General features: G+C 42.8%; 17 protein-coding genes, 1 tRNA gene and 1 pseudogene. 6 read left to right on the forward strand and 13 right to left on the reverse strand.

The features are described 5' to 3' along the window. Window positions 1-105: 105 nt before the first annotated feature. The 3 genes and pseudogenes from RT064_RS05780 to RT064_RS05795 form a co-directional block, all read right to left on the reverse strand. Window positions 106-1,605, reverse strand: a pseudogene (locus RT064_RS05780) (IS256 family transposase). After that, window positions 1,577-2,827 carry a tyrosine-type recombinase/integrase gene (locus RT064_RS05790; RefSeq protein ID WP_313062335.1) on the reverse strand — a complete coding sequence of 417 codons (1,251 nt, stop codon included), beginning with the start codon at window positions 2,825-2,827 and terminating at the stop codon, window positions 1,577-1,579. The pseudogene RT064_RS05780 and the gene RT064_RS05790 overlap by 29 nt, the downstream one beginning before the upstream one ends. A 182-nt stretch (window positions 2,828-3,009) precedes the next feature. Further along, a tRNA-Leu gene (locus tag RT064_RS05795) sits at window positions 3,010-3,096 on the reverse strand. A 241-nt stretch (window positions 3,097-3,337) separates the two neighbouring features. On the opposite strand from RT064_RS05795, the gene modA reads away from it, so the two are divergent. Next, window positions 3,338-4,279 carry a molybdate ABC transporter substrate-binding protein gene (modA, locus tag RT064_RS05800; protein ID WP_313062337.1) on the forward strand — a complete coding sequence of 314 codons (942 nt, stop codon included), beginning with the start codon at window positions 3,338-3,340 and terminating at the stop codon, window positions 4,277-4,279. A gap of 40 nt (window positions 4,280-4,319) precedes the next feature. On the opposite strand, the gene RT064_RS05805 is transcribed toward modA, so the two are convergent. The 4 genes from RT064_RS05805 to RT064_RS05820 form a co-directional block, all read right to left on the reverse strand. Further along, a complete protein-coding gene (locus tag RT064_RS05805; RefSeq protein ID WP_312539077.1) occupies window positions 4,320-4,739 on the reverse strand; it encodes an HIT family protein in 420 nt (139 codons plus the stop codon). A 57-nt stretch (window positions 4,740-4,796) separates the two neighbouring features. Then, entirely contained in the window at window positions 4,797-6,155 is a 1,359-nt protein-coding gene (locus RT064_RS05810; RefSeq protein ID WP_313062338.1) for a serine hydrolase domain-containing protein, read from the reverse strand. A gap of 98 nt (window positions 6,156-6,253) precedes the next feature. Beyond that, window positions 6,254-7,150: a MaoC family dehydratase gene (locus RT064_RS05815; RefSeq protein ID WP_313062340.1), complete on the reverse strand. Its 897-nt coding sequence runs from the start codon at window positions 7,148-7,150 to the stop codon at window positions 6,254-6,256. Between the two features lie 258 nt (window positions 7,151-7,408). Continuing rightward, the gene (locus RT064_RS05820) at window positions 7,409-8,791 is read right to left on the reverse strand and encodes a 3-oxoacyl-ACP reductase (RefSeq protein WP_313062341.1); all 1,383 of its coding nucleotides are present in this window, start codon (window positions 8,789-8,791) and stop codon (window positions 7,409-7,411) included. Between the two features lie 322 nt (window positions 8,792-9,113). Here RT064_RS05820 and RT064_RS05825 point away from each other — a divergent pair, with 322 nt between their 5' ends. After that, complete coding sequence (locus tag RT064_RS05825; RefSeq protein ID WP_007116987.1) at window positions 9,114-10,427, forward strand: acetyl-CoA C-acetyltransferase; 1,314 nt, start codon at window positions 9,114-9,116, stop codon at window positions 10,425-10,427. A gap of 120 nt (window positions 10,428-10,547) precedes the next feature. Here RT064_RS05825 and RT064_RS05830 read toward each other — a convergent pair whose 3' ends face one another. Further along, complete coding sequence (locus RT064_RS05830; protein WP_313062343.1) at window positions 10,548-10,838, reverse strand: YeaC family protein; 291 nt, start codon at window positions 10,836-10,838, stop codon at window positions 10,548-10,550. A 257-nt stretch (window positions 10,839-11,095) separates the two neighbouring features. Between RT064_RS05830 and RT064_RS05835 the strand changes: the two genes are divergently transcribed. Continuing rightward, a complete protein-coding gene (locus tag RT064_RS05835) occupies window positions 11,096-13,135 on the forward strand; it encodes an Lnb N-terminal periplasmic domain-containing protein (protein WP_313062344.1) in 2,040 nt (679 codons plus the stop codon). 22 nt (window positions 13,136-13,157) lie between these two features. Here RT064_RS05835 and RT064_RS05840 read toward each other — a convergent pair whose 3' ends face one another. The 4 genes from RT064_RS05840 to RT064_RS05855 form a co-directional block, all read right to left on the reverse strand. Beyond that, window positions 13,158-14,114: an AEC family transporter gene (locus RT064_RS05840; protein WP_313062345.1), complete on the reverse strand. Its 957-nt coding sequence runs from the start codon at window positions 14,112-14,114 to the stop codon at window positions 13,158-13,160. Between the two features lie 83 nt (window positions 14,115-14,197). Next, a complete protein-coding gene (gene mnmG / locus RT064_RS05845) occupies window positions 14,198-16,084 on the reverse strand; it encodes a tRNA uridine-5-carboxymethylaminomethyl(34) synthesis enzyme MnmG (protein WP_095355955.1) in 1,887 nt (628 codons plus the stop codon). A gap of 206 nt (window positions 16,085-16,290) precedes the next feature. After that, the gene (locus RT064_RS05850) at window positions 16,291-16,575 is read right to left on the reverse strand and encodes a hypothetical protein (RefSeq protein ID WP_007117325.1); all 285 of its coding nucleotides are present in this window, start codon (window positions 16,573-16,575) and stop codon (window positions 16,291-16,293) included. Window positions 16,576-16,782: 207 nt separating this feature from the next. After that, window positions 16,783-17,727, reverse strand: a complete 945-nt coding sequence (locus tag RT064_RS05855; RefSeq protein WP_313062347.1) for a DUF3025 domain-containing protein — start codon at window positions 17,725-17,727, stop codon at window positions 16,783-16,785. Window positions 17,728-18,055: 328 nt separating this feature from the next. Between RT064_RS05855 and RT064_RS05860 the strand changes: the two genes are divergently transcribed. After that, window positions 18,056-19,000, forward strand: a complete 945-nt coding sequence (locus tag RT064_RS05860) for an RDD family protein (protein ID WP_313062349.1) — start codon at window positions 18,056-18,058, stop codon at window positions 18,998-19,000. Here the strand turns inward: RT064_RS05860 and RT064_RS05865 are convergent. Continuing rightward, complete coding sequence (locus tag RT064_RS05865; protein ID WP_313062351.1) at window positions 18,997-19,635, reverse strand: methyltransferase domain-containing protein; 639 nt, start codon at window positions 19,633-19,635, stop codon at window positions 18,997-18,999. The genes RT064_RS05860 and RT064_RS05865 overlap by 4 nt on opposite strands. Window positions 19,636-19,725: 90 nt before the next feature. On the opposite strand from RT064_RS05865, the gene RT064_RS05870 reads away from it, so the two are divergent. Next, window positions 19,726-19,938 carry a DNA gyrase inhibitor YacG gene (locus tag RT064_RS05870; RefSeq protein WP_135888996.1) on the forward strand — a complete coding sequence of 71 codons (213 nt, stop codon included), beginning with the start codon at window positions 19,726-19,728 and terminating at the stop codon, window positions 19,936-19,938. 65 nt (window positions 19,939-20,003) lie between these two features. Beyond that, window positions 20,004-21,191, forward strand: a complete 1,188-nt coding sequence (locus RT064_RS05875) for an aspartate aminotransferase family protein (RefSeq protein WP_313062353.1) — start codon at window positions 20,004-20,006, stop codon at window positions 21,189-21,191. The last annotated feature ends 156 nt before the right edge of the window (window positions 21,192-21,347 follow it).

Here is a 21,347-nt window from a genome sequence, read left to right on the forward strand (position 1 = left end):
TCTCGTCAATGTGATTATCAGAGTAAGAGATTGCAAGAATTTTTGTGTAAACCTAAAAATAGAACCAAATTAGCGGTTAGATAAAAAGCAAACAAATATTCTATATCAATAACCCTCCACCCGATGGCCGTATAACATCACAAACTGACGCATCGCAGGTTTCCAATTTTGAATGGGCATCGTCCATTTCTGCATCGTATTGATGAGTGCCATATAAATTGCCTTAAACACCGCATCATCATTTGGGAAGGTCTTTTTGGTACTGGTTACCTTTCTTAAACTGGCATTTAATGATTCAATGGTATTGGTAGTATAAATCACTCGTCGAATCTCTTTGGGATAATCAAAGAACGTGGTCAGCCGTCCCCAATTCTCTTGCCAGGATTTAGAGATTTGCGGATGTTCGCCATCCCATTTTTCCGCAAAGGCAAGCAGATTATCTTCCGCTTCTGCCAAGGTATCCGCACCATAAATAGTTTTTAAATCTGTGGCTATTTCCTTTCTTTGTTTATAGCTGACGTATTTCAGCGAGTTTCTAACTTGATGGACAATACATAGCTGAACTTTGGTTTTGGGGAACACCGTTTCTATCGCTTCAGGAAAGCCTTTTAGCCCATCGCAGCAGGCGATAAAGATATCATTAACCCCACGGTTTTTAAGTTCGTTCATCACCGATAGCCAGAACTTCGCCCCTGAACGAGGAAATAGCGAAGCATCGCTTCGCCCGAGTGCAAGGCGAGAGCTGTGCTCGAGTGATTCTTGGCAATCCACAGCCCCTTGCGGAACTATAATCGTTCCTCATCTTTTCGACCTTCAGTATTAATGCCAAGCGCAAGGTAAACACATTTATTATGAGCAATGCCTTCTTCTCGGTTTTTGACCACCAACCCGTCAAGATAGACGACAGGGTAAATTGGTTCAAGTGGACGCTGTTGCCATTGTTTGACTTCATCCAGTACGCTGTCGGTGACGATGGAGATAAAGGTAGATGAAACGTCAACGCCATAGATTTCTTTTAAGTGAGCTTGAATGTCACGGGTGCTCATGCCCCGAGAGTATAGAGATATTACTTTGTCGTCAAAGCCGTTTAACGTGCGTTCATGCTTTTTAACAATTACTCAGGCATAGCCTTCGTCTTGCACTCGGGCGAAGCGATGCTTCGCTATTCCCTCGTTCAGGATCGAAGCTGCCTACTCGATCCCTTGGTACGTCAAGTTGTATTTTACCAAAGTCAGTACGGACGGTTTTTTTAGTGGTGCCGTTACGGGCGTTGGATTTTTTTCGAGCAGGTTTGCCTGCAAGTACGATAGTTTCTTCGTTTATGCTGCTAGGTTGGATATTTTCTTCTTCATCTGATGGCAGTTCGTCTTCATGCAAATCTTCATCGGCGTTATGGTTGATGAACTCATCAAGCGTTTCTTTATCGGCTTTGCCTTGGTAGTCGTGTTTAGCATAGCCAAGATGATGGGTCATTTCAGCTTGTAATGCCCGTTCGGCAAGTCGTTTGGTGAGTTGTTTTAGGATGCCGTTTTCACCTAAGATTTGTTCAGGCGTTTGATAATCTTTAAGTAATTCGTCAAGCAAAACTTCTGTCGAATCTTTCATGTGTTTTTCCTTGTGTAAACTTATGTCGTTTATTGGGGTTTACACAAAATATTTTACAGTCTCGCATTTCCCTTCTTTCTGAAAGAAACATCACTCTATTATAAGCCCTGCCATTGCTATCACGCACTTTATGCCCAAGTTGCAGCTCAATCCAGCGATAATCGTATTTAAACTTTTCTTCCAATACCGTTCGAGCGATGGCGCGAAAACCTTGTGACGTTTGCTCAGTGTTTTCAAAACCCATGCGTCTTAACGCTTGATTAAGCGTATTTTCAGACAATGGGCGTGACGTACTGTTACTTGATGGAAAAACCAATTCAGCGTTTTTATACGCTTTCATCTCTTTTAAAATCTCAACAGCTTGCATTGGTAGTGGTGAGAGCATACTCACTCCAGTGGATTTGCGCGTTTTGTTGGGTGTGTATGACCAATTATTGTATTCAAAGTCGATATCCTGCCATTTTAAATGCCGAATTTCACCCGGGCGAGCAAACATGATGATTGCAAATAGCAATGCCTTGCGTGTCGCAAAATGCCCATGATAGCTATAGATAGACTGCACAAGCCTAGTCAGTCCTGCTTCATCTAAAATAGCGGGCGCATGGGTCGTTTCAGGCGTCATAAACACACCGCGCAAGTGAATACATGGATTTTCTTTGGCGCGACCAGTCGCAATCGCATAAGCCATTGTTTGACTCATCATCGAGCGCATTTTTTCAAGTTTGGTTAAATGCCCAGCCGCTTCAACGGGTTTTAGCACGCGCATACAATCTTCGGTAGTCACTTGATTGACTGGCTTATTGCCGATAACTGCCAACATTTCCTTTATGTAATTTTCCATCTTTTCAACGGTTTTGGGCGCATACTTTTTGGTGGGCAGCCACTCGTCAAACACTGAGCGGAAGTCAGTACGGTGTTCATATTCTTTGCGGCGCTGTTCTTCTTCAAAGTGGGTTTTGGGGTCAATGTCCTTTGACAGTAATTCTTGGCAGTAATTTTTCTGCTTGCGCGCATCCGCCAAATTGACCGAAGGATATCGACCAAGGTTAACCATATCTTTCTTTTTTGTAAAAGGCTTGCTATATTGTAAATACCAAGTTTTGGTACCAGAGCTTGCGACATTTAGCAATAAACCTTCGCCATCGTACAGTCGATACGGCTTATCCTTGGGTTTTGCTTTGTCTATCTCGGTATTGGTGAGTGGCAGGGTTTGGCGGGGCATAACAGTAATCCATTTTGCAAAAGCAGTAAATTATCAAAATTTACGCCTAGGTTACTGCTAAAAATCACATATTGCAACATACGCTAACATACGCTAACATACACAAGCATACAATAAAAAAGCCCAAACTCGCTGTGAGTCTAGGCTTTTCATACGCTAGCATACATAAGCATACTATTGATTGGTACCAGTGGTCGGACTCGAACCGACACGCTTTTAAAGGCAACGGATTTTGAATCCGTCGTGTCTACCAATTTCACCACACTGGCATAGATGGCTATAGCTTTTTAGTTTATCTGTAATCGGCTATGTGGGGTGGTATTTTAGCAACTTTATTTTTTTTTGCAACAACTATTTTCATTATTTGTGTCTTGAAGCAAAAATAGCTAAAAAATAATTTTTCAATAAAATCGATACGTTTTTTACACACTCACTCACTACTTTGTATAGTATTCTTGCCCACCACTTAATCATAATATCGCTAAAAACTCGGGTTAAATTTGTTAATTTATGACTTTTAATCAACCTGCCACGATCTGTTTTAACATAATGCTATGTATTGTCACAGCATTCATAGCAGGTTGTAATTCATCAAATAGTAATCAAAATTCAACGACGTCAAATAACCAATCTGCCAAAGAACCTACCAAAGCTATCTCAAAAAATGCGCCTGCCGCTTCTTCACCTAAAGTGATTGAGAATCTACATATAGCCGCTTTTTCCAATCTTCGCATGGTATTGCCGATTTTGGTATCAGATTTTAACCATAATTACCCGAATATAAAGATTCAAATTACCTTTGAGCCCAATGCTGCGCTGTATGATACGGTCAATGCCAATCCTCAAAGCTTTGATATTTATTTAGCGGGTAATCAGAGTTATCCAAAGCAAATGCTTGCCAGTGTTAAGGGTGTTAAATCAGCGCCCTTCACTTATACCCGAGGTCAGCTAGTGCTTTATAGTCATAAATACCCCATGGACATTAGCCCTACAACCACGCTCGATCAGTTGATACTTGACAATAAACCCTTTAGTTTAGCGATAGCCAATCCAAAGAGTTTAGCTTATGGCGTGGCAGCAGAAGCCTGGTTGGTCAATCAAAATCTTTATAATAATATAAAGTCTAAGATTGTCTATACCAATACTCTAGATGAAACTTTTGCGTTAACGGATAGTGGGAAAGCAGATTTTGGATTTGTAAGTCTGTCCCAAGTATTGAATAAACCCAATGACAATGCCCTGAAAAATGTGAAGACTCTAACCAATAACTATTTAATACTGCCTAAAGATAGTTATCCGCCAATTCTGCAAGATGGAATAATTTTAAATCACCCTGAAACCAGTCAAATCTTTGTGGATTACCTAAAATCGGCAAAAGCACAAGATGTGTTAACCGATGCGGGGTTTTTGCCGATTTGTACCTCCACCACCATTTTACCGGCTTGCAAATAGGTGATTGGGTTTTAACCATCCGCTACTTACAAGCAGTTAGTTAATTTGCTATCGCTGATTTTAATTGATTAGCCAGCGCTGCTAGACGCTCATGATCGCCTTGTCGATCTTCATGCAAGCCGAGATGATAGATACTGCTTGGAATCAAATGAACGTGGTAATGAAATACCGATTGTCCTGCCTCTGCATTATTTAACTGCATCTGCACAATACCTTGGCGGTTAAATACCTTGCGCTGCGCTGCCATGACTTTTTGCGCGGTGCTGAAAACTGCCGCAATGTAATCTGCTGGCATATCCGACAATTCAACGGCTTCACATTTTGGAATGACTAAAACATGCCCTTCTGCCATCGGCATGATATCCATAAAGGCAAGCGTTTTGTCATCTTCATAAACCTTATGGCTAGGAATCTCACCACGAAGAATTTTGGCAAAAATATTTTGATTGTCATACTGCATTGATTACATTCCTTTTATTATTTAAATGAGGCTAAGAAATAAGCCTTAGCAATTAGGCTAAGCAAAAAAATCCAATATCGTTTCATTTAAGATAAATTGTCTATCGTCACCCAGCATAGTGACATCATAATTATGTACAAAGCTGACTGCTAATGCGCGACTGGGATCACACCAAGCCATAGACCCATTATACCCCATATGTCCAAATGCATCAGACACATCATGGAACAGACTAAACACGCGATGATAACCGAGTCGCCATGCCATCACCGCTGGCATGATTTTGTCAAATTGCTCATTATGAATGGTTGAAAGCGCCTTAAAAACAGCAGAATTGATTAGCGTTTTACCTTGCCAAATACCGCGATTTGCAAGCATTGCATATATTGTAGCCAACGCTATGGCACTGGCTACACCATTTGCGGCAGGAATTTTCGCCTGTAGCGTGACAGGGTGATAATAATTAAATTGTCTGCTACCGATGGGTACCAGTGCCGATTTGTAGTCTTCGATATTGATATTAGCAGGTTGAAAATACAGCGCGTTAATGGCCTGCGTCGTCAAAGGGCTGTCAGATTGAGACAATGTTAACCATGCTGGGTAAAAGGGGAGTGATTGATAAAATTGTAGCGTTGAGTCAGCATCTTGAGTGAGTAAAGGCTTAACTTGACTCTCTTTGGCACGTATTTGACCGGCAACCTGTTCAACTTTGTCTTTGGGTACCCCAAAGTAAGCTTGACCGACCAAATTAAGCGGTTCCAACAAATAATATTCTAGCGCTTGCTGCAGCGGTAATTGCGTTACTTTTTCAATCAGCCCACCCAATACCCAGCCTGATACCAAGGCGCTATAAGCCGCGCTGGAATCCGCATGGGAAGCCGCACTGGATTCGGTTGATTGATTAACAGGCTGCTTCTTATTAGCTGAACCATTTCCTGAACTATGCGTATTAGTTGGACTATTTAATGCCATTTGCTCGACATTACTGAGCATCAATTGCCAATCTAGCATGTCTTTGGCGTGTTCGGTAATACTGACGATATTAAATAATCCCGATTCGTGCGTTAGCATATCGCGCAAAGTGACGCTATCTTTGCCATTTTGGGCAAATGCAGGCCAATAACTAGCCAAGGTTTTGTCATATGCTAAAAGGTCTTGACTCACTAAAATATGAATCAACGTAACCAGTATGCCTTTGCCTGTCGAAAAATTCAGCGACAGGGTAGATGGCTGCCAAGGGGTAATTTGCTGGTTAGTTTTATCAATATTTGCGATACCGTGAGCCAATTGAGTGACCGCTTTACCTTGATGAAAAATGACCAGACTGCAGCCACCTACCTTTTGATTAAGATCAAATTGTGATAACAGTTGTGCTAGGTTTTGGTTGAGCGCTTGATAATCCATTAAATCCTTCATTGCTCCAATAGCATCCTAAAAAATCCTGTGCTAAAAAACACCCTGCTAAAAAATAGCCGCTTAACATTAAACCCTTATTGACAGTTTTTTTGTCGTTATTATTTAGCCTGCGCTTGGGTGATTTTCCCAATCAAATTGGCTTTTGGTGTAGCGGGATCATACACACCAAACTCCACCTGCTCGTCACGGTTATCAAATTTTGCGATAAACTCCACTTCAGAGGGCAAAAAAATCGGCAATTTAAACGTTACATCACAGGTAAAGCTCTCTGGCAAATCGCCCAACGCACCCAAGCATTTGGCTTTTGTCCACATACCATGGGCAATGGCTTTTGGAAAACCAAATGCCTTGGCAGATAAAGGATGCAAATGAATTAGATTAAAATCCCCAGAGACAAACGCATAGCGACGCCCAATATCTTCGGGAATTTCCCAAAATTCATGCATATCATTACTATCAAGTGTGGGCTTGGCTTCTACTTGCGTCGTCGATGGTTTTTGAGTCGTTTTTTGACGTTTTTGGCGTGATAAATACGTCGAAGTCCCTTCCCAAACCAGCTCATCTTTTTCAAAAACTTTAGTGACAAAATCAAATTGCTTACCACGATCATGGTCGCGCAGGTTAGCGAAGCTCACCGCCATTTTAAAAATTGCGCTATCTTTAATGCGACGATATTGGGTAACACTGTTTTGCACATGAATCAAGCCTAGCATGGCAAATGGAAATGGCTCTTTGACCATCATGTTCATCTGTAACGACTGCGACAGCACCGCAAAATACGTCGGCGGCACGTAGCTATTGTTTTCAAAACCACAAATTCTGCGGTAATCGGCTAAGTTATCATGGTCGATTTCAAGCGTATTGACGCTATAAGTAGCATTGGGCAGCACCGCATTGGCCGATTTGTCTTGGTCGCCAATAGGTAAAAAACTTTTAATAATATTGGCATAGGTGGTGTGCGGCTTTGGCAAACGACTAAAATTTTGGTCTGACATACAGACTGTCCTTACTTTTTTACTTTTTAAGCTTGAGCCAATAAATGGCTAGTTGATTAGATAGTGTTCGGATATATTCCATTACTTTTCATTACCGTCAGATCTCAAAATCTGAGAACTTAGTTTATTATAATCGAATGTCACACTCTAATTGTTGATTTTTTGCATAAAGCTTAGTTTAAGTTTGACTTAGAAAAAATAATGAAAAAAAATCAGTAGCGATATTTTCGATACTGATTTTTTTCAGCCCGCCAATAATTACGCACCCAACACACTTTGACCGCAGACGCGGACAATGTTGCCATTGACGCCGCCCGATGCAGGGCAAGCCAGCCAAGCAATGGTCTCAGCCACATCAATCGGCAAACCGCCTTGGCTCATTGAGTTCATTCTGCGACCTGCTTCTCGAATCGCAAAAGGTATGGCAGCGGTCATTTGGGTTTCGATAAATCCTGGCGCTACCGCGTTGATGGTAATACCGTTGTTTAACGTAGGTGCAGTCGCTTGTACCGCGCCAATCACGCCAGCTTTGCTCATGGCATAATTGGTCTGTCCCAAATTGCCGGCAATACCGCTAATGGATGATACACATACAATTCTCGCATTTTCATTGAAACTGTCATGACTGAGTAAATAATCATCAATTTTTTCTTCCGCATTGAGATTGACGTTCATGACTGCATCCCACATGTTATCATCCATTTTCGCCAATGTCTTGTCACGTGTTATGCCTGCATTGTGGACAATACCATCTAAGCCGCCACGTTTGGCTGCCGCTGCGGCTATTTTTTCGCCAGCATCGTCGGCTGTGATATCTAATGTTAAGGTAGAACCGCCTATCTCACCTGCCACTTTTTGCAAGTCTGATTGCTGTGCAGCTACATCGACACAGATGACATGTGCGCCATCACGCGATAATACCTTTGCGATGGCTTCGCCAATACCTCGGCTCGCGCCAGTCACCACCAGTGTTTTACCTTTTAAAGGCTTTTGCCAATCAACCGTGACTGGGTTGCCTTCGCCAACTCTCACTACTTGACCTGACACATAAGCAGAACGCGGTGAGGCAAAAAAACGTAAAGTAGATTCAAGGTTTTGCGCCGCATTTGGGTCTACATAGATAAGCTGGCTTGTAATACCGCGCTTAAATTCTTTACCGACGGATTTAACAAATCCTTCTAACGCACGCTGGGCTGCTGCCTGTGCAATACTGGTGCATTTTTCAGGTGGCAAACCAATAACGATAACGCGACCTGAGCGGTCAATCGAACGCGCAATCGGATGAAAGAAGTTGTAAACTTGTTTAAGCTCATGGGTTGTCTTGATACCTGAAGCATCGAAAATAGCCACTTTAAAATACTGATTCGCGCCAAACTGCTCGGCGTCAATCTGTGCATTTTGTAAAGCATCACGCGCTGACTCATTGGGGTCTAGATAGACATCCGCTTGCACATTCGCCAATACTTTGGCGATGTCATTTGCCAGGACAGCGTTTTCACTGACCCCAAAAATGACACTACCGGTAATAGGTGCTTGACCTTCTTTGTAACGCTCAAGGCTGATCGGCATCGGTAAACCCAAATTTTGGGCAATCTTACGTCCCAATGGATTTTGGACAAATTCTGAATAATGGTCTGACATAATGACTCCTTTGAATAGTTAGTTTTGCTTAGGCTATTATATAAAACTCAATTAAATACAGCTGCTAAACATAGATACTGTGTAAATTTTATACCAATCAAGCAACCTTGAACAGTCATATCAAATAAAATTTTATTGGTTTTACCTATTTATATAAATTATCGTTATATATATACTTTTAGGCGATATTTTTGTCTGCGTTTTATGGTAACATCACTGCAACTTAAAAAGTTTAGTTATTTTTAAAAAGTTGTTATTTTTAAAAAATTATTTGGTTAAGCTTATCCAATTTTTTTAATTGATTGCTCAAAAGGACTTTTCTATGGACAATTTTCAACACCCCACTCACCAGCCTGCTGGCAAAAAGGTCGCTATTTTAGGTGGCAACCGTATTCCGTTCGCCCGCTCAAATGGTCAATATGCCAATGTAAGCAATTCTGAAATGTTGACAGCTGCGCTTAACGGCTTGGTGGAACGCTATAACTTACAAGATAAACGATTGGGTGAAGTAGTAGCGGGCGCGGTCATTAAATTAAGCCGTGATATCAATCTCACCCGTGAATGTGTGTTAAGCACGGCGTTAAGTCCGCAGACACCTGCTTATGATGTGTCACAGGCGTGTGGCACTGGACTACAAGCGGCTTTCGCGGTGAGCAATAAAATCGCCTTGGGACTGATTGATTCGGGTATTGCAGGCGGTGTGGACACCACTTCTGATGCCCCTTTGGGCATTGGTGATGGGCTGCGTAAAGCACTGTTAAAACTTAATAATGCCAAAACCAATAAAGATCGCTTGCAAGCGTTATTAAGCATTAATCCAAAAGACTTGATTGATGCACCGCAAAATGGTGAACCTCGTACCAAATTATCGATGGGTGACCACCAAGCCATCACCGCACTTGAATGGGCGATCACCCGTGAAGCGCAAGATGAATTTACCTTTAATAGCCATAAAAACTTGGCACGTGCGTACGATGAGGGTTTTTTTGATGATTTAATCACGCCATTTAAGGGTTTAACACGCGACAATAATCTACGTCCTGATATTTCGTTAGAAAAATTGGCGTCATTAAAACCTGTATTTGGTAAGAAAAATGCCAATCCAACCATGACGGCGGGCAACTCAACACCGCTGACCGATGGCGCGTCTTGTGTGTTATTAGGCACAGATGAGTGGGCTGCAGCGAATGGATTAAAACCGCTTGCTTATCTCACCTACCAAGAAACTGCTGCAGTTGATTTTACAGGTAAAAAAGGCGTTAAAGAAGGTCTATTAATGGCGCCTGCGTATGCTGTGCCACGTATGTTGGAACGCGCAGGATTGACGCTGCAAGATTTTGATTATTATGAAATTCATGAAGCATTTGCCTCACAGGTATTATCTACACTTGCTGCGTGGGAAGACGAAAGTTTTTGTAAAGAACGCTTAGGTCTTGATAAGCCACTTGGTGCGATTGACCGCAGTAAACTCAACGTAAATGGCTCATCACTTGCTGCCGGGCATCCGTTTGCCGCAACCGGTGGTCGCATTCTTGCCAGCACCGCTAAACTACTGGATCAAAAAGGATCGGGTCGTGCGCTGATTTCTATCTGTGCTGCGGGCGGACAAGGTGTGGTCGCCATTTTAGAAAAATAATCAACTAGCTAATACTTAAGTACTTATACCTAAGTACTTAAGTATTCAAATAATTGATAAATAAGTACTCAAAAAAATAATGTAAAAAAGGCGAGATAATGAACTCGCCTTTTTTATCGCCTAACTAAATTTAATCGGTTTTTCACCGTTCTCATCCTGCGGTTTATTTGGGTAGTGATGGTCATGACCGATATCACAGTCTTCTGCCGCTTTTTTTGGACGATGAATATAGCCAGTGCGCTCTTCGACGCCCAAAAATTCATGCTCCCACACCATCACCGCTTGCATACAAGTTTGACGCTGTTCCTCCGTCAATTTTCGACCATCTTCCCATTTGCCAAGCGAAATCGCTTGACGAAATTTTTCAACAATTTCAGGCGTTAACGCTGATAAAATCGCTTGTTTATCCATGACTGAATTGTCCTTATACCCTTGAATAAATCACAATAGTTTAAAAAAATTTTGCTAAATAATTAAAAAATTATAGCAAATTAAGCGGATAAAATCTATTTGGCAAGTTGTCATATAGCCGGCTAGCTAGCTGCCTACAATGGCGTAATTACAAATTGGCCAATGTTAATTTGCACACAGATATTATATGCTTTGCTTATCAAAAGTTGTGAAAACTTACCTTATAAAAATTTACCTTATAAAAAAAGAGCACCCCTATGAACTTTCTCAAATACGGCTATCATCAACACGCTGTAACCCGTGTTTTTAATCAAAAGAAAACAGCTTTTAATCAAAAGCAGTTGGCTAAAACGGTTTTTGTATTGAGCCTAATATCCGGCCAACATTATGCGTTAGCAGCGCCTGTGTCACATGTATCACCTGCGCCCGCTCAGCAATTTTTGTCAGACACTACCCTATCTACGCCGCCGTCTATTACCGCTACGCAAACGCTGCAAACGGCTTTAACATCAGCCCATGAGCAAAACTTAGCTTCGCAAAAAGCGTGGCTGCGGTTGTTGTATTATCCTGAAAAAATCACCAGAAAACAGCCCTTTGAAAGTCGGGTCAACAATCGTTTTAACTCACAAGCGAGCCAACGACAATTTTTTGCCAGCGCGCAAGGCGCCAAAAATCCCCAAGCAGAACTTGATGAAATCCTTACACAGTTATTTCACCCTACCAAAAAAAATAATGCCTCTGTCCAATGTCGCTTTCCCGCTCGTACACAGTGGCTCATTGAAAACTTAGCCATCGATACCTCAAGCCTACCCCATCAACATTGCGATGCACTCGATTCATGGCTACAAAAAATTAACCCCCAATCCGTCTCATTAATTTTTGCCAGTGAGTATTTAGATAGCCCACCGTCTGCGTTTGCCCATAGTTTTTTGCGATTTGATAATGCCGACCTTAGCAATCAATACTATTTAAACTTCACCCCGAAAGTCAGCGACGGTGAGCATTTTTTAAAATTTGCTTACAAATCTACTATCGGTGGCAATGCGGGCGAATTTACCATGACCAATTATCAGCAAGGTATCAAAGAATATTTGCAAGATGATGGGCGCAACGTGTGGCAATATCAGCTCAATCTTACTGATAAACAGGTTAAACAACTTGCCTATCGAACTTGGGAAATTAAAGACCAAAATTTGCCCTATTATCTGTTATCCGATAACTGCGCCTCTGAAATTTTGGTGTTACTAAACTCTATTTTTCCCGATAAAAATTTTTTAGTGAATAACTCCCCAATGATTTCCCCTGCCCAAGTGGTACGCATGTTAAACCGCGAAAATTTGATTCGCTCTACCAATTTTAGTCCTTCAACACCGACTGTTGTGCAAGCGCAATTAAATGCCCGCAACGCCGCGGCAAATCATCCCAAGGCTTTTAACAATACCCAACAAAATCGGACGTCAAGTCCTCAAATATTGCCCAGCCGCGACAATCCTGTACTGGCCAATCCTTTAAGTCGATTTGATATCGGGGTCAGCCAGCAGTCGTTTGACAGGGTCAGTGGACGACCTAAGTTAGACAGTAACCAGGCTATCACTTTAAATTATCGCATGGTGTATCGTGATGCGTTGGATAAAATTGATGGCTACCCCATAGGCTCACAACTGACGGCATTAAATATCGGTCTTAGCATCCATGACAACGCCGACCACCAAGATAACGTACAACTTGAGCAGCTAGGATTATTTGATGTGCGTTCATTGCATCCGATTAATAGCGCAAAAAAAGGTATTTCATGGGGTGGCGATATTGGCTTACAGCGAGTCTTTGATGGTATCAAGGGTACTAGCAGTAGCAACAAAGATGACCGCAGCGATATACACGATCATTTGGTCGCAAATATCAGCGGTGAATTTGGTAAAAGCGTGGCGATCGGTAGCGCTGCCCCAGACACAGGCGATATGCCCGCCAATATTTGCTATGGCTTGGGCACTATGGCAGCGCAGTTCGGTAAAGGCTTATATCACGGTTATCGTGCTGGGATTGGCGTCAATGTCGGGTGCAATGCAGAATTGCGACCAAATTGGCGCGCGATATCGGAATTAACACTGCCTTTTTGGTTAAGTGGAGACAGCGATAATGAAAGCTATTGGCAGCCCAAACTCAGTATTGGTAGTCAATATGATATCAATCAAACCAATGCGATTCGGGTTACCGCTAGCCGTGAATGGCTGCCAAAGTCTGACATTATCGATAACGTTGATGAAGTTGCGCTAAAATGGCTACACTATTTTGAATAATCTACGCCTAGCCAATTTTGTGCTACGCCAAGCCAAAATGGCGTAACAATGCCATGCCGATGGCTAGACTAAACATGGAAAACACGGTGGTAAATCCTAAAATATTAGCCGCTAATATTTCATTGCCCCCCATGCTGCGAGCCATCACATAACTGGCAGCAGCAACAGGCGATGTTATCATAATAAACATCACGCCCATTTGTATCGGTGATAATTGCATCAATACACCCACCACGACCGCGGTGATAGGTGCCACCACAATTCGACCGATGCTAGCTTGCATAGACACGCCTGTCATATTGAGCATCGACTTGATATCGAGTGTCGCGCCTGCACAAATCAAAGCCAACGGTAACGCTACCGCTGCCAATAACTCGCCTGTTTTGATGATAAATTCAGGCGGCATCGGCAGCTGCAATAACTTATAAGCAAACGCTGATACCAATGCGATAATTAACGGATTTTGTCCGATTTTTTTGGTCATGGTGATGGCTTTTTTAACCACGCCTTGGCTGCTGTTATCATTTCTGCTTAGGCTAATCACAGACAACACATTATACACAATGGTTAAAAGACCCATATAAACCGCACCGATACTGACGCCTTGGCTACCATAGGCGTTAGTCACAGTCGCCAACCCCATAATCGCCATGTTACTGCGAAAGACGCCTTGTACAAACACACCTTTATCGCGGGTGTCTTTGACAAAAAAATAGGCAAATAGCTCACCGAGAAAAAACAGTCCAAAAGTGACCATAAATCCCGATTTAATCAAATCGACCTGGTCAGCAAAATGAACGTCACTTTTTAAAATACTAAAAAACAGCAAACATGGCAGGCAATAGTTAAAAACCATATCAGAGGCGATTTCAACAAACGACTGGTTGATGGTTTGTTTTTTTTGCATCATCACCCCCAATAACATCAGCAAGATATTGGGCAAGGTAATTTTTAGTGCAAAGAGAAAGGCAGCTAGCATAATAATTTTTTTGAGTAGAAAATAAAAAAGTCCCAAGTTTGGCACATACCAATACCATGGGACTTATGTAGCATGGTCTAAAGTTAAGAGCTTAGCACTTCACGCGCTTTTTTGCTTTTTTTAATCATCATAGCCAAAAGCTGTACCGCAGCTGGCGTGACGCCGCTAATGCGACTGGCTTGGGCAAGCGTCGTTGGGCGTACTTTTTCAAGTTTTTGCACGATTTCATTGGAAAGCCCAGAGATATCATGATAAGTAAAATCGTCTGGAATGAGCGTGTGCTCAAGTTTTTTCATCTGACCGATTTCAACTTGCTGACGATCGATATAACCGGCGTATTTGACACCAATTTCGATTTGCTCACCCACTTCGGCAGACACGGGCGATTGGGTCAATTCGCTAATATCATCAAATGACACGTTCGGACGTTTTAACAAATCAAGCGCGTTATTTTCTTTGGTCAATACTTCGCCGGTTTTATCGATAAATGATTGACCCAGCGTATTAGTAGGCGTTGCCCAAAGTGAGCGTAAACGTGCGGTTTCTTGCTCAATCGCTGTCATTTTATCGCTATACACTTGCCAGCGCGCATCGTCCACCAGTCCTAAGTCGCGCCCAATTTCTGTTAGGCGTTGATCGGCATTGTCTTCACGCAGCAGTAGACGGTATTCGGCACGACTGGTAAACATACGGTACGGCTCTTTGGTACCATGGGTGATGAGATCATCGACCAACACACCAATATAGGCTTGGTCGCGGCGCGGTGTCCAAGCATCCAGTCCTTGGGTACGACGGGCGGCATTTAACCCAGCTAAAATACCTTGCGCAGCGGCTTCTTCATACCCTGTCGTTCCATTGATTTGACCGGCAAAAAACAGGTTATCAATCGATTTGGTTTCAAGGCTTGGTTTAAGATTTTGTGGGTCAAAATAATCGTATTCAATTGCGTAGCCAGGACGCAAGATGTGCGCGTTTTCTAGCCCTTTCATCGAGCGTACCAAAGCCAACTGAATATCAAATGGTAAACTGGTTGAAATCCCATTGGGATAAAGCTCATGGGTGGTCAACCCTTCAGGCTCAATAAAAATCTGATGGCTGTCTTTATCAGCAAACCGATGAATTTTATCTTCAATCGATGGGCAATAACGGGGACCAATGCCTTCAATCACCCCTGAATACATGGGCGAGCGATCCAGTCCGCTGCGGATAATGTCATGGGTGCGTTCATTGGTATGGGTGATATAGCAGTTGATTTGGCGCGGATGCATGGACACATCGCCCAAATACGACATGACGGGCAGTGGTGTATCCCCTGGCTGCACGGTCATGACACTAAAATCTACCGTACGCGCATCAATGCGTGGGGGCGTGCCTGTTTTGAGACGTCCAACGGGCAGCTTGAGTTCACGCAATCTATCCGCCAAACGGATAGAAGGCGGATCGCCTGCACGTCCACCTTTGTGGTTTTCTAGTCCAATATGAATAGTGCCGCCTAAAAAAGTGCCAGAGGTCAACACCACTGCGCCACAAGCAAACTCAATCCCTGATTGGGTAACCACGGCTACGGCTTTGCCGTTTTCAACCAAAATATCATCCGCCGCTTGTTGGAAAATATCCAAGTTTGGCTGATTCTCTAAGGTATGGCGAATCGCCGCTTTATATAAAATACGGTCCGCTTGCGCACGTGTGGCACGGACAGCAGCGCCTTTACGGCTATTTAACACACGAAACTGAATCCCTGCTTTGTCCGTGGCAAGCGCCATAGCGCCACCCAACGCATCGACTTCACGCACCAAATGCGACTTGCCAATCCCGCCAATCGCAGGATTACAGCTCATCTGTCCCAAGGTTTCAATATTATGCGTCAATAACAGCGTCTGCTGACCCATGCGCGCAGCAGCTAGCGCCGCTTCTGTGCCAGCATGACCGCCACCAATCACAATTACGTCGTAGATTTTAGGGTATTTCATCGTGTCACCCATCATTCGCTTGTCAATAAAAACTGACAATTATACCATGCTTAAACGGCTATCGATTATTTTTTTATCAATGCCAATCATTGAGCGTTTAGCGTGATACTTTGCTTCAACAATCACCAACGACATGAAGAAAAATCCAACTCATAAAAAAATCCAAGTCATTCGGCTTGGATTTTGATTGATTCACGGATTTATAGTTATTGTGAATCGATTTGGCTATCGCGGATGATTAATAACTCATCTTTTAAACTTGTTACTTTAAGTTCGTTGGCATCATTAAACACTTGAATGTTAGCGCCTTTGCTATCTTTATAATCTTTATGACGACGAAAGTTGTGCTCAATTTCAAAACGAACCACGGTCTCAAGCAATGATTGCAATTCTGCCAACGTATAATGTTCCCATTGAATTTCAAGATGTGGGGCTAATTTACCTGTAATCATACGAACTTTATTATCAATTTTGACGACTTTGGTGGTCATGCTGATGCTCCAATATCTTTATTAGTAATTATGAGTTTTATCAATAAATGCGACTGAATGAACTAGAGATTGCTTTAATGCTAACGGATTAACCGTCTTTTATCAAGCAAGATTCATAGACTGGGCAATCACCCCACCCCTATTTAAATGTCGATTGAATGAACTTGCCATACGCCTATCCAGCGACTGCTATAAATTGTCTGTTCACTAGTGTAACCAGTCATGTAATGAAAAAATAGGTGCGCTGAACGCTCTTGGAGCCCTAAAAACAGCCTTATCTTGATAAAATATTGGTATTACATTGTCAGCACTATAGCCTGGAATACCCATTACAGGTAACGGCTGAAAGCTTTTGGATGATAGCTTAACTGCATTGCCCGCCAAATTTGGCATTGCCATTTGGTGAAATAGCTTAGCGATTGCCGTATCAAGCTGGTTTCTCTGACTCGCTATGGATTGCTCAAACCAACCCTCATCTACTAAAATCAGCAAGGTATGACTGGTGATATTTTTTCTTGGGTTAACCAATTTTTCAAGCAGGGCATGACCAAATGGAAAAAAGGCAATGGTACGATGTTGAGCCAACCAATTTGTTCTATGCGTGACTAAAGCCGCGTGCCATTTAAAGGCTTGTAACTGTTCAAGCAATAGCCTATCTGAACTCACCACAATGCCGCCATTTTCATCAAATACGGTTAATGCATTACGCAGCGCTGTTCTGGCGTTATGAATACCATGTTGCAAAATATCTTTGGCATGGAGTTCGTTAAATACCGCTTTGGACTTCGGAAAATTCAGCCAAATTAAACCATTAAGCAAATCATGGTGATTGTCACGGGTTGGAATTTTCCCTGTGTTGGCAATAAAATTCTCATAAGCCTCACCCTCAGGCAGACACGCTTGCTCAACAAAGCGAATGGGTAATTTTTCAAAATTGGCTATACGGCTGGCGTTTACATGCTCATATCTATCCAAACCAGCATTCAAATTTTCAACAATATTGATAGCAGGGCCATGACTATGTGTTGCATGACTGCATGTTGCATGGCTGGGTTTTGCGTCAAGCTCCGGAAAATAAGGAAAGTAAGTCAAATAGTGATACCAAGGTTTATCAAAATCAATGAAGGCGTTGGTGGGATGAGTCGCTGACATAAATACAATCTGACAATATAAGAATAAGAAAAATAATCGTAGGCTGAACCAAAAATATTAGCACACTTTTGGTTAACCCTATGATAGATAATTACCACCTACCAATCATTACCACCCAATCATTACCACCCAATCATTACCAGCTAAGCATAGCTAATGGTTTAGATACTGTTGACTTCAATCCATAAGGCTATAGCGTTTTTTTGAATAGCATGCCTTGTATAACCTGTTTTGCATAATAAGCGATTTTTGGCACGATGTTGCAAAACATCATATAATAAGATACAGTCATTCAAATTTTACCACCCAGTAGAAGTAGAGTTATTACATGCATATTTTTCTAGCTCGCAACAATGTGCAAGCCGGCCCTTATACCCTTGAACAACTCAATCAAATGCTTGCGACAGGGCAAGTGTTACTCACTGATTTGATGTGGCATCAAGGGATGGATAACTGGAACACAGTCAATGCGATGACGGATGGGCAATTTTTTTACCGTCCAATGATTGATGAAAGCTTGTCAGTGGATACCCACCAACGTGAGCAGCCCACCGCTGATGAAGCAGATTATATTATTAACAACACGCCTAATCCTATATCGCCTTCTGAAGACGCTGAGAATGTTTGGGATCGGTATTCAGCGAATAACCCGCACAAATCCCCTAACCCTACCAAGGTCACATTGACCAAGAAACTTAGCTCAAACCAAGACATTGCCCATGCCAAAAAACAGTTAGACCTTGCCAGCATCGGTAGCCGTATCGCCGCAAAATTAGTAGATACCCTGCTTATGGTATTGGCGTCGTCGCCGCTGTTCATCTCCCTATATAACAGCCCAAATTTTGATAAATTGCTCAAATGGGCAGAAGCCGGACAAACCCGCTTGACGTCTGCGCAGCAGATGGAACTCATGTCAGCGTTACCTGAGCATATATTGTTGTTAACCAATATTTTGGTATGGGGCTTGATGATTGCGCAAGTCCTATTATTGATGCGCCGTGGTCAGACCATCGGTAAGATGATAATGGGTATACGTATTTTGGATCGCCAATCCAATGCCATTCCTGGATTTTTTAATTTAATCATTATGCGTGGGTTATTTACCACATTGGCTTACTCTTTATCGATTTTTGGTTTGGTTGTGTTAGTTATTGATTTGGTCATGATGCTTACCAGCAAAGAGCGATTAAGCCTACATGATAAAATCGCCAAAACTTATGTGGTGCGTGCCGATGACACCCAAACCACGCCCCTTGCGTTAAAACCTGACTAAAATGAATTAAAATCATCAAACCGTGTGGTATAACCATGCGGTTTTTTTATGGTCAATTGCCAACATGCCTCGCCACGCGCTAGGTATTTCACCTCAAAATGCGTGCGTTCACTATGATTGGGTACTTGGGTTTTCTCCACCGGTACTTGCCAAACCGTCTGTGCTTTATGCTCGGCTTCATCAATATAACTTTCAATATTACTGGCAAGTATAAGCTCGCCACCTGGTTTTAACCGAGACAGTAACCACTCAAAAAACGGCATGTTAAGCCAGCGTTGGTTGGGATTATGCGGCTCTGGATTGGGGTAAAGAATAAAAACCCCTGATAAACTTTGGGCAGGTACAGCATGGGTGACCCAAGCAATGGCATCGGCATGAATCGTGGTTAAATTAGACAACTTTGCTTGATTCGCCATTTTTTGCATGGCTTGATATTTTTCTGCGGTACGTTCAATCGCGATGAGATGGGCATTGGCATTATCGCTGGCAAAACTCAAGGCATGCTTGCCTTTCCCTGCACCGATTTCAAGAAAAATGGCGGGTTGCTGCCAAAATTTTGCGGCAAGTGGCCGAAAATCTCTAGGATGACGGATACGATCGGGTTGAAACGGTCTGGTAAATTGATGACTTAGCATGAACAGTCGCTTGATTCGCCCAAAAAAAAGGATTTATAGTATACTATGGCAAATAATCCGATACACCATTTTTCAGAATACCTTTTGTCTATGTCTAAAATCGAGCCAACCCCATCAAATGCACCTGTCAAAACTTACCCCTGTCCGCGCTGCGGCAAACCCACTGTTTGGGCAGACAACCCCACTAAGCCATTTTGCAGTGCGCGCTGTAAGCTCATTGACTTAGGCGCATGGGCGAATGAGGATTATAAAGTCGGTGCAGAAGACACCCCGTTTAGTGACGAATTAGACGCTTTTAAATAACGTAGATTTGATTGGTTAGTGATTGCGCTAGCTATGATTTGCTAACTATGATTAAAGGAATCCCCATGAGCTCTTATTTACTCCCCACTTATAAACGCCAGCCCATTAGCTTTGTCAAAGGTCAAGGTAGTTATCTTTATACCGCTGACGGAACGCCGTATTTGGATGCGTTGACAGGGATTGCTGTCTGTGGTTTGGGGCATTGTCATCCGCGTATCACTGCCGCGATTGCCGATCAAGCCGCAACGCTTGTGCATACCAGCAATCTTTTTGGTATTGATTGGCAAGAGCGCGCGGGTGAAAAGTTATGCCAAGTCGCAGGCATGGATAAAGTATTTTTTGCCAATAGCGGCGCCGAAGCCAACGAAGCGGCATTAAAAATGGCGCGACTGTTTGCATCAAATCGTGGGCAAACCCAAGCCAAAGTGATTGTGATGGAAAAATCGTTTCATGGACGCACCCTACTGACCGTATCCGCCACCGCAAATCCAATGGCTAGAGCTGGATTTTTTACCTTAGATGATGATTTTATTCGTGTGCCTTTTGGGGATATTGAAGCGATTAGCCAAGCGATTGCCGATAACGACAATGTTTGCGCTGTGATGCTTGAGCCTATCCAAGGTGAAAGTGGCGTCAATACCGCTGCCAATGGCTTTGATTTTTTAACCCAAGTTCGCAAAGTTTGCGATGACCATGACTTACTAATGATTTTAGATGAAGTGCAAACGGGCAATGGTCGGACGGGGCGATACTTTGCTTATCAATATTCATCCATCAAACCTGATATTTTGACCACAGCAAAAGGGTTGGGGAATGGTTTTCCTGTGGGTGCTTGCATGACTAGCGCAAAAGCCAATGATATTTTTAGCTATGGCTCGCACGGCTCAACGTATGGTGGTACGCCGCTTGCTTGCCGTGTGGTTAGCGAAGTGATTGATGTCATTGATGATGAGAATATGATGGCAACTACGCTAAGCAATAGCGCAGCATTGATAGAGCAAATCACCAGTGAGCTGGGTAGCCAAGGGGTTACTGTACGCGGAAAAGGCATGATGTTAGGGGTGGTGATGCCACAGGATCGCGGCATTGCATTTGATAGCTTGGTCGATAAAGCGCGTGACAATCATCATCTAATCATCAATGTGGCAGGCGGTAATGCCATCCGGTTATTGCCACCGCTTAACATGAGTGCCGATGAAACCGTCCAAATCGGTGAGCGCCTCATTCACCTTATCCAATCAGCCCTGTATTAGACTCACTCATCAGTGAGTCTTTTAATTTTAGAAGATAAGCTTGCTCAGCCAAAGATCGTTTGATGGCACCTTAATTGGCAAGCCCACTATTGGCAAAGAAGTTGGCAACCAATCATAGATTTGCCGATTAATGTCGCAAGCTTTTAATCGCCCATA

Origin of the sequence: Moraxella sp. CTOTU49097 (assembly GCF_032064105.1) — a bacterium.
Lineage (GTDB): Bacteria > Pseudomonadota > Gammaproteobacteria > Pseudomonadales > Moraxellaceae > Faucicola > Faucicola osloensis_B.

Coding starts and splice junctions, on each gene's coding strand:
- RT064_RS05840 (WP_313062345.1), bottom strand. CDS start 14,114: ATGCTAGCTGCCTTTCTCTTTGCACTAAAAATTACCTTGCCCAATATC.
- RT064_RS05825 (WP_007116987.1), top strand. CDS start 9,114: ATGGACAATTTTCAACACCCCACTCACCAGCCTGCTGGCAAAAAGGTC.
- mnmG (WP_095355955.1), bottom strand. CDS start 16,084: ATGAAATACCCTAAAATCTACGACGTAATTGTGATTGGTGGCGGTCAT.
- RT064_RS05860 (WP_313062349.1), top strand. CDS start 18,056: ATGCATATTTTTCTAGCTCGCAACAATGTGCAAGCCGGCCCTTATACC.
- modA (WP_313062337.1), top strand. CDS start 3,338: ATGACTTTTAATCAACCTGCCACGATCTGTTTTAACATAATGCTATGT.
- RT064_RS05810 (WP_313062338.1), bottom strand. CDS start 6,155: ATGAAGGATTTAATGGATTATCAAGCGCTCAACCAAAACCTAGCACAA.
- RT064_RS05855 (WP_313062347.1), bottom strand. CDS start 17,727: ATGTCAGCGACTCATCCCACCAACGCCTTCATTGATTTTGATAAACCT.
- RT064_RS05790 (WP_313062335.1), bottom strand. CDS start 2,827: ATGCCCCGCCAAACCCTGCCACTCACCAATACCGAGATAGACAAAGCA.
- RT064_RS05830 (WP_313062343.1), bottom strand. CDS start 10,838: ATGGATAAACAAGCGATTTTATCAGCGTTAACGCCTGAAATTGTTGAA.
- RT064_RS05875 (WP_313062353.1), top strand. CDS start 20,004: ATGAGCTCTTATTTACTCCCCACTTATAAACGCCAGCCCATTAGCTTT.
- RT064_RS05805 (WP_312539077.1), bottom strand. CDS start 4,739: ATGCAGTATGACAATCAAAATATTTTTGCCAAAATTCTTCGTGGTGAG.
- RT064_RS05850 (WP_007117325.1), bottom strand. CDS start 16,575: ATGACCACCAAAGTCGTCAAAATTGATAATAAAGTTCGTATGATTACA.
- RT064_RS05865 (WP_313062351.1), bottom strand. CDS start 19,635: ATGCTAAGTCATCAATTTACCAGACCGTTTCAACCCGATCGTATCCGT.
- RT064_RS05870 (WP_135888996.1), top strand. CDS start 19,726: ATGTCTAAAATCGAGCCAACCCCATCAAATGCACCTGTCAAAACTTAC.
- RT064_RS05835 (WP_313062344.1), top strand. CDS start 11,096: ATGAACTTTCTCAAATACGGCTATCATCAACACGCTGTAACCCGTGTT.
- RT064_RS05820 (WP_313062341.1), bottom strand. CDS start 8,791: ATGTCAGACCATTATTCAGAATTTGTCCAAAATCCATTGGGACGTAAG.
- RT064_RS05815 (WP_313062340.1), bottom strand. CDS start 7,150: ATGTCAGACCAAAATTTTAGTCGTTTGCCAAAGCCGCACACCACCTAT.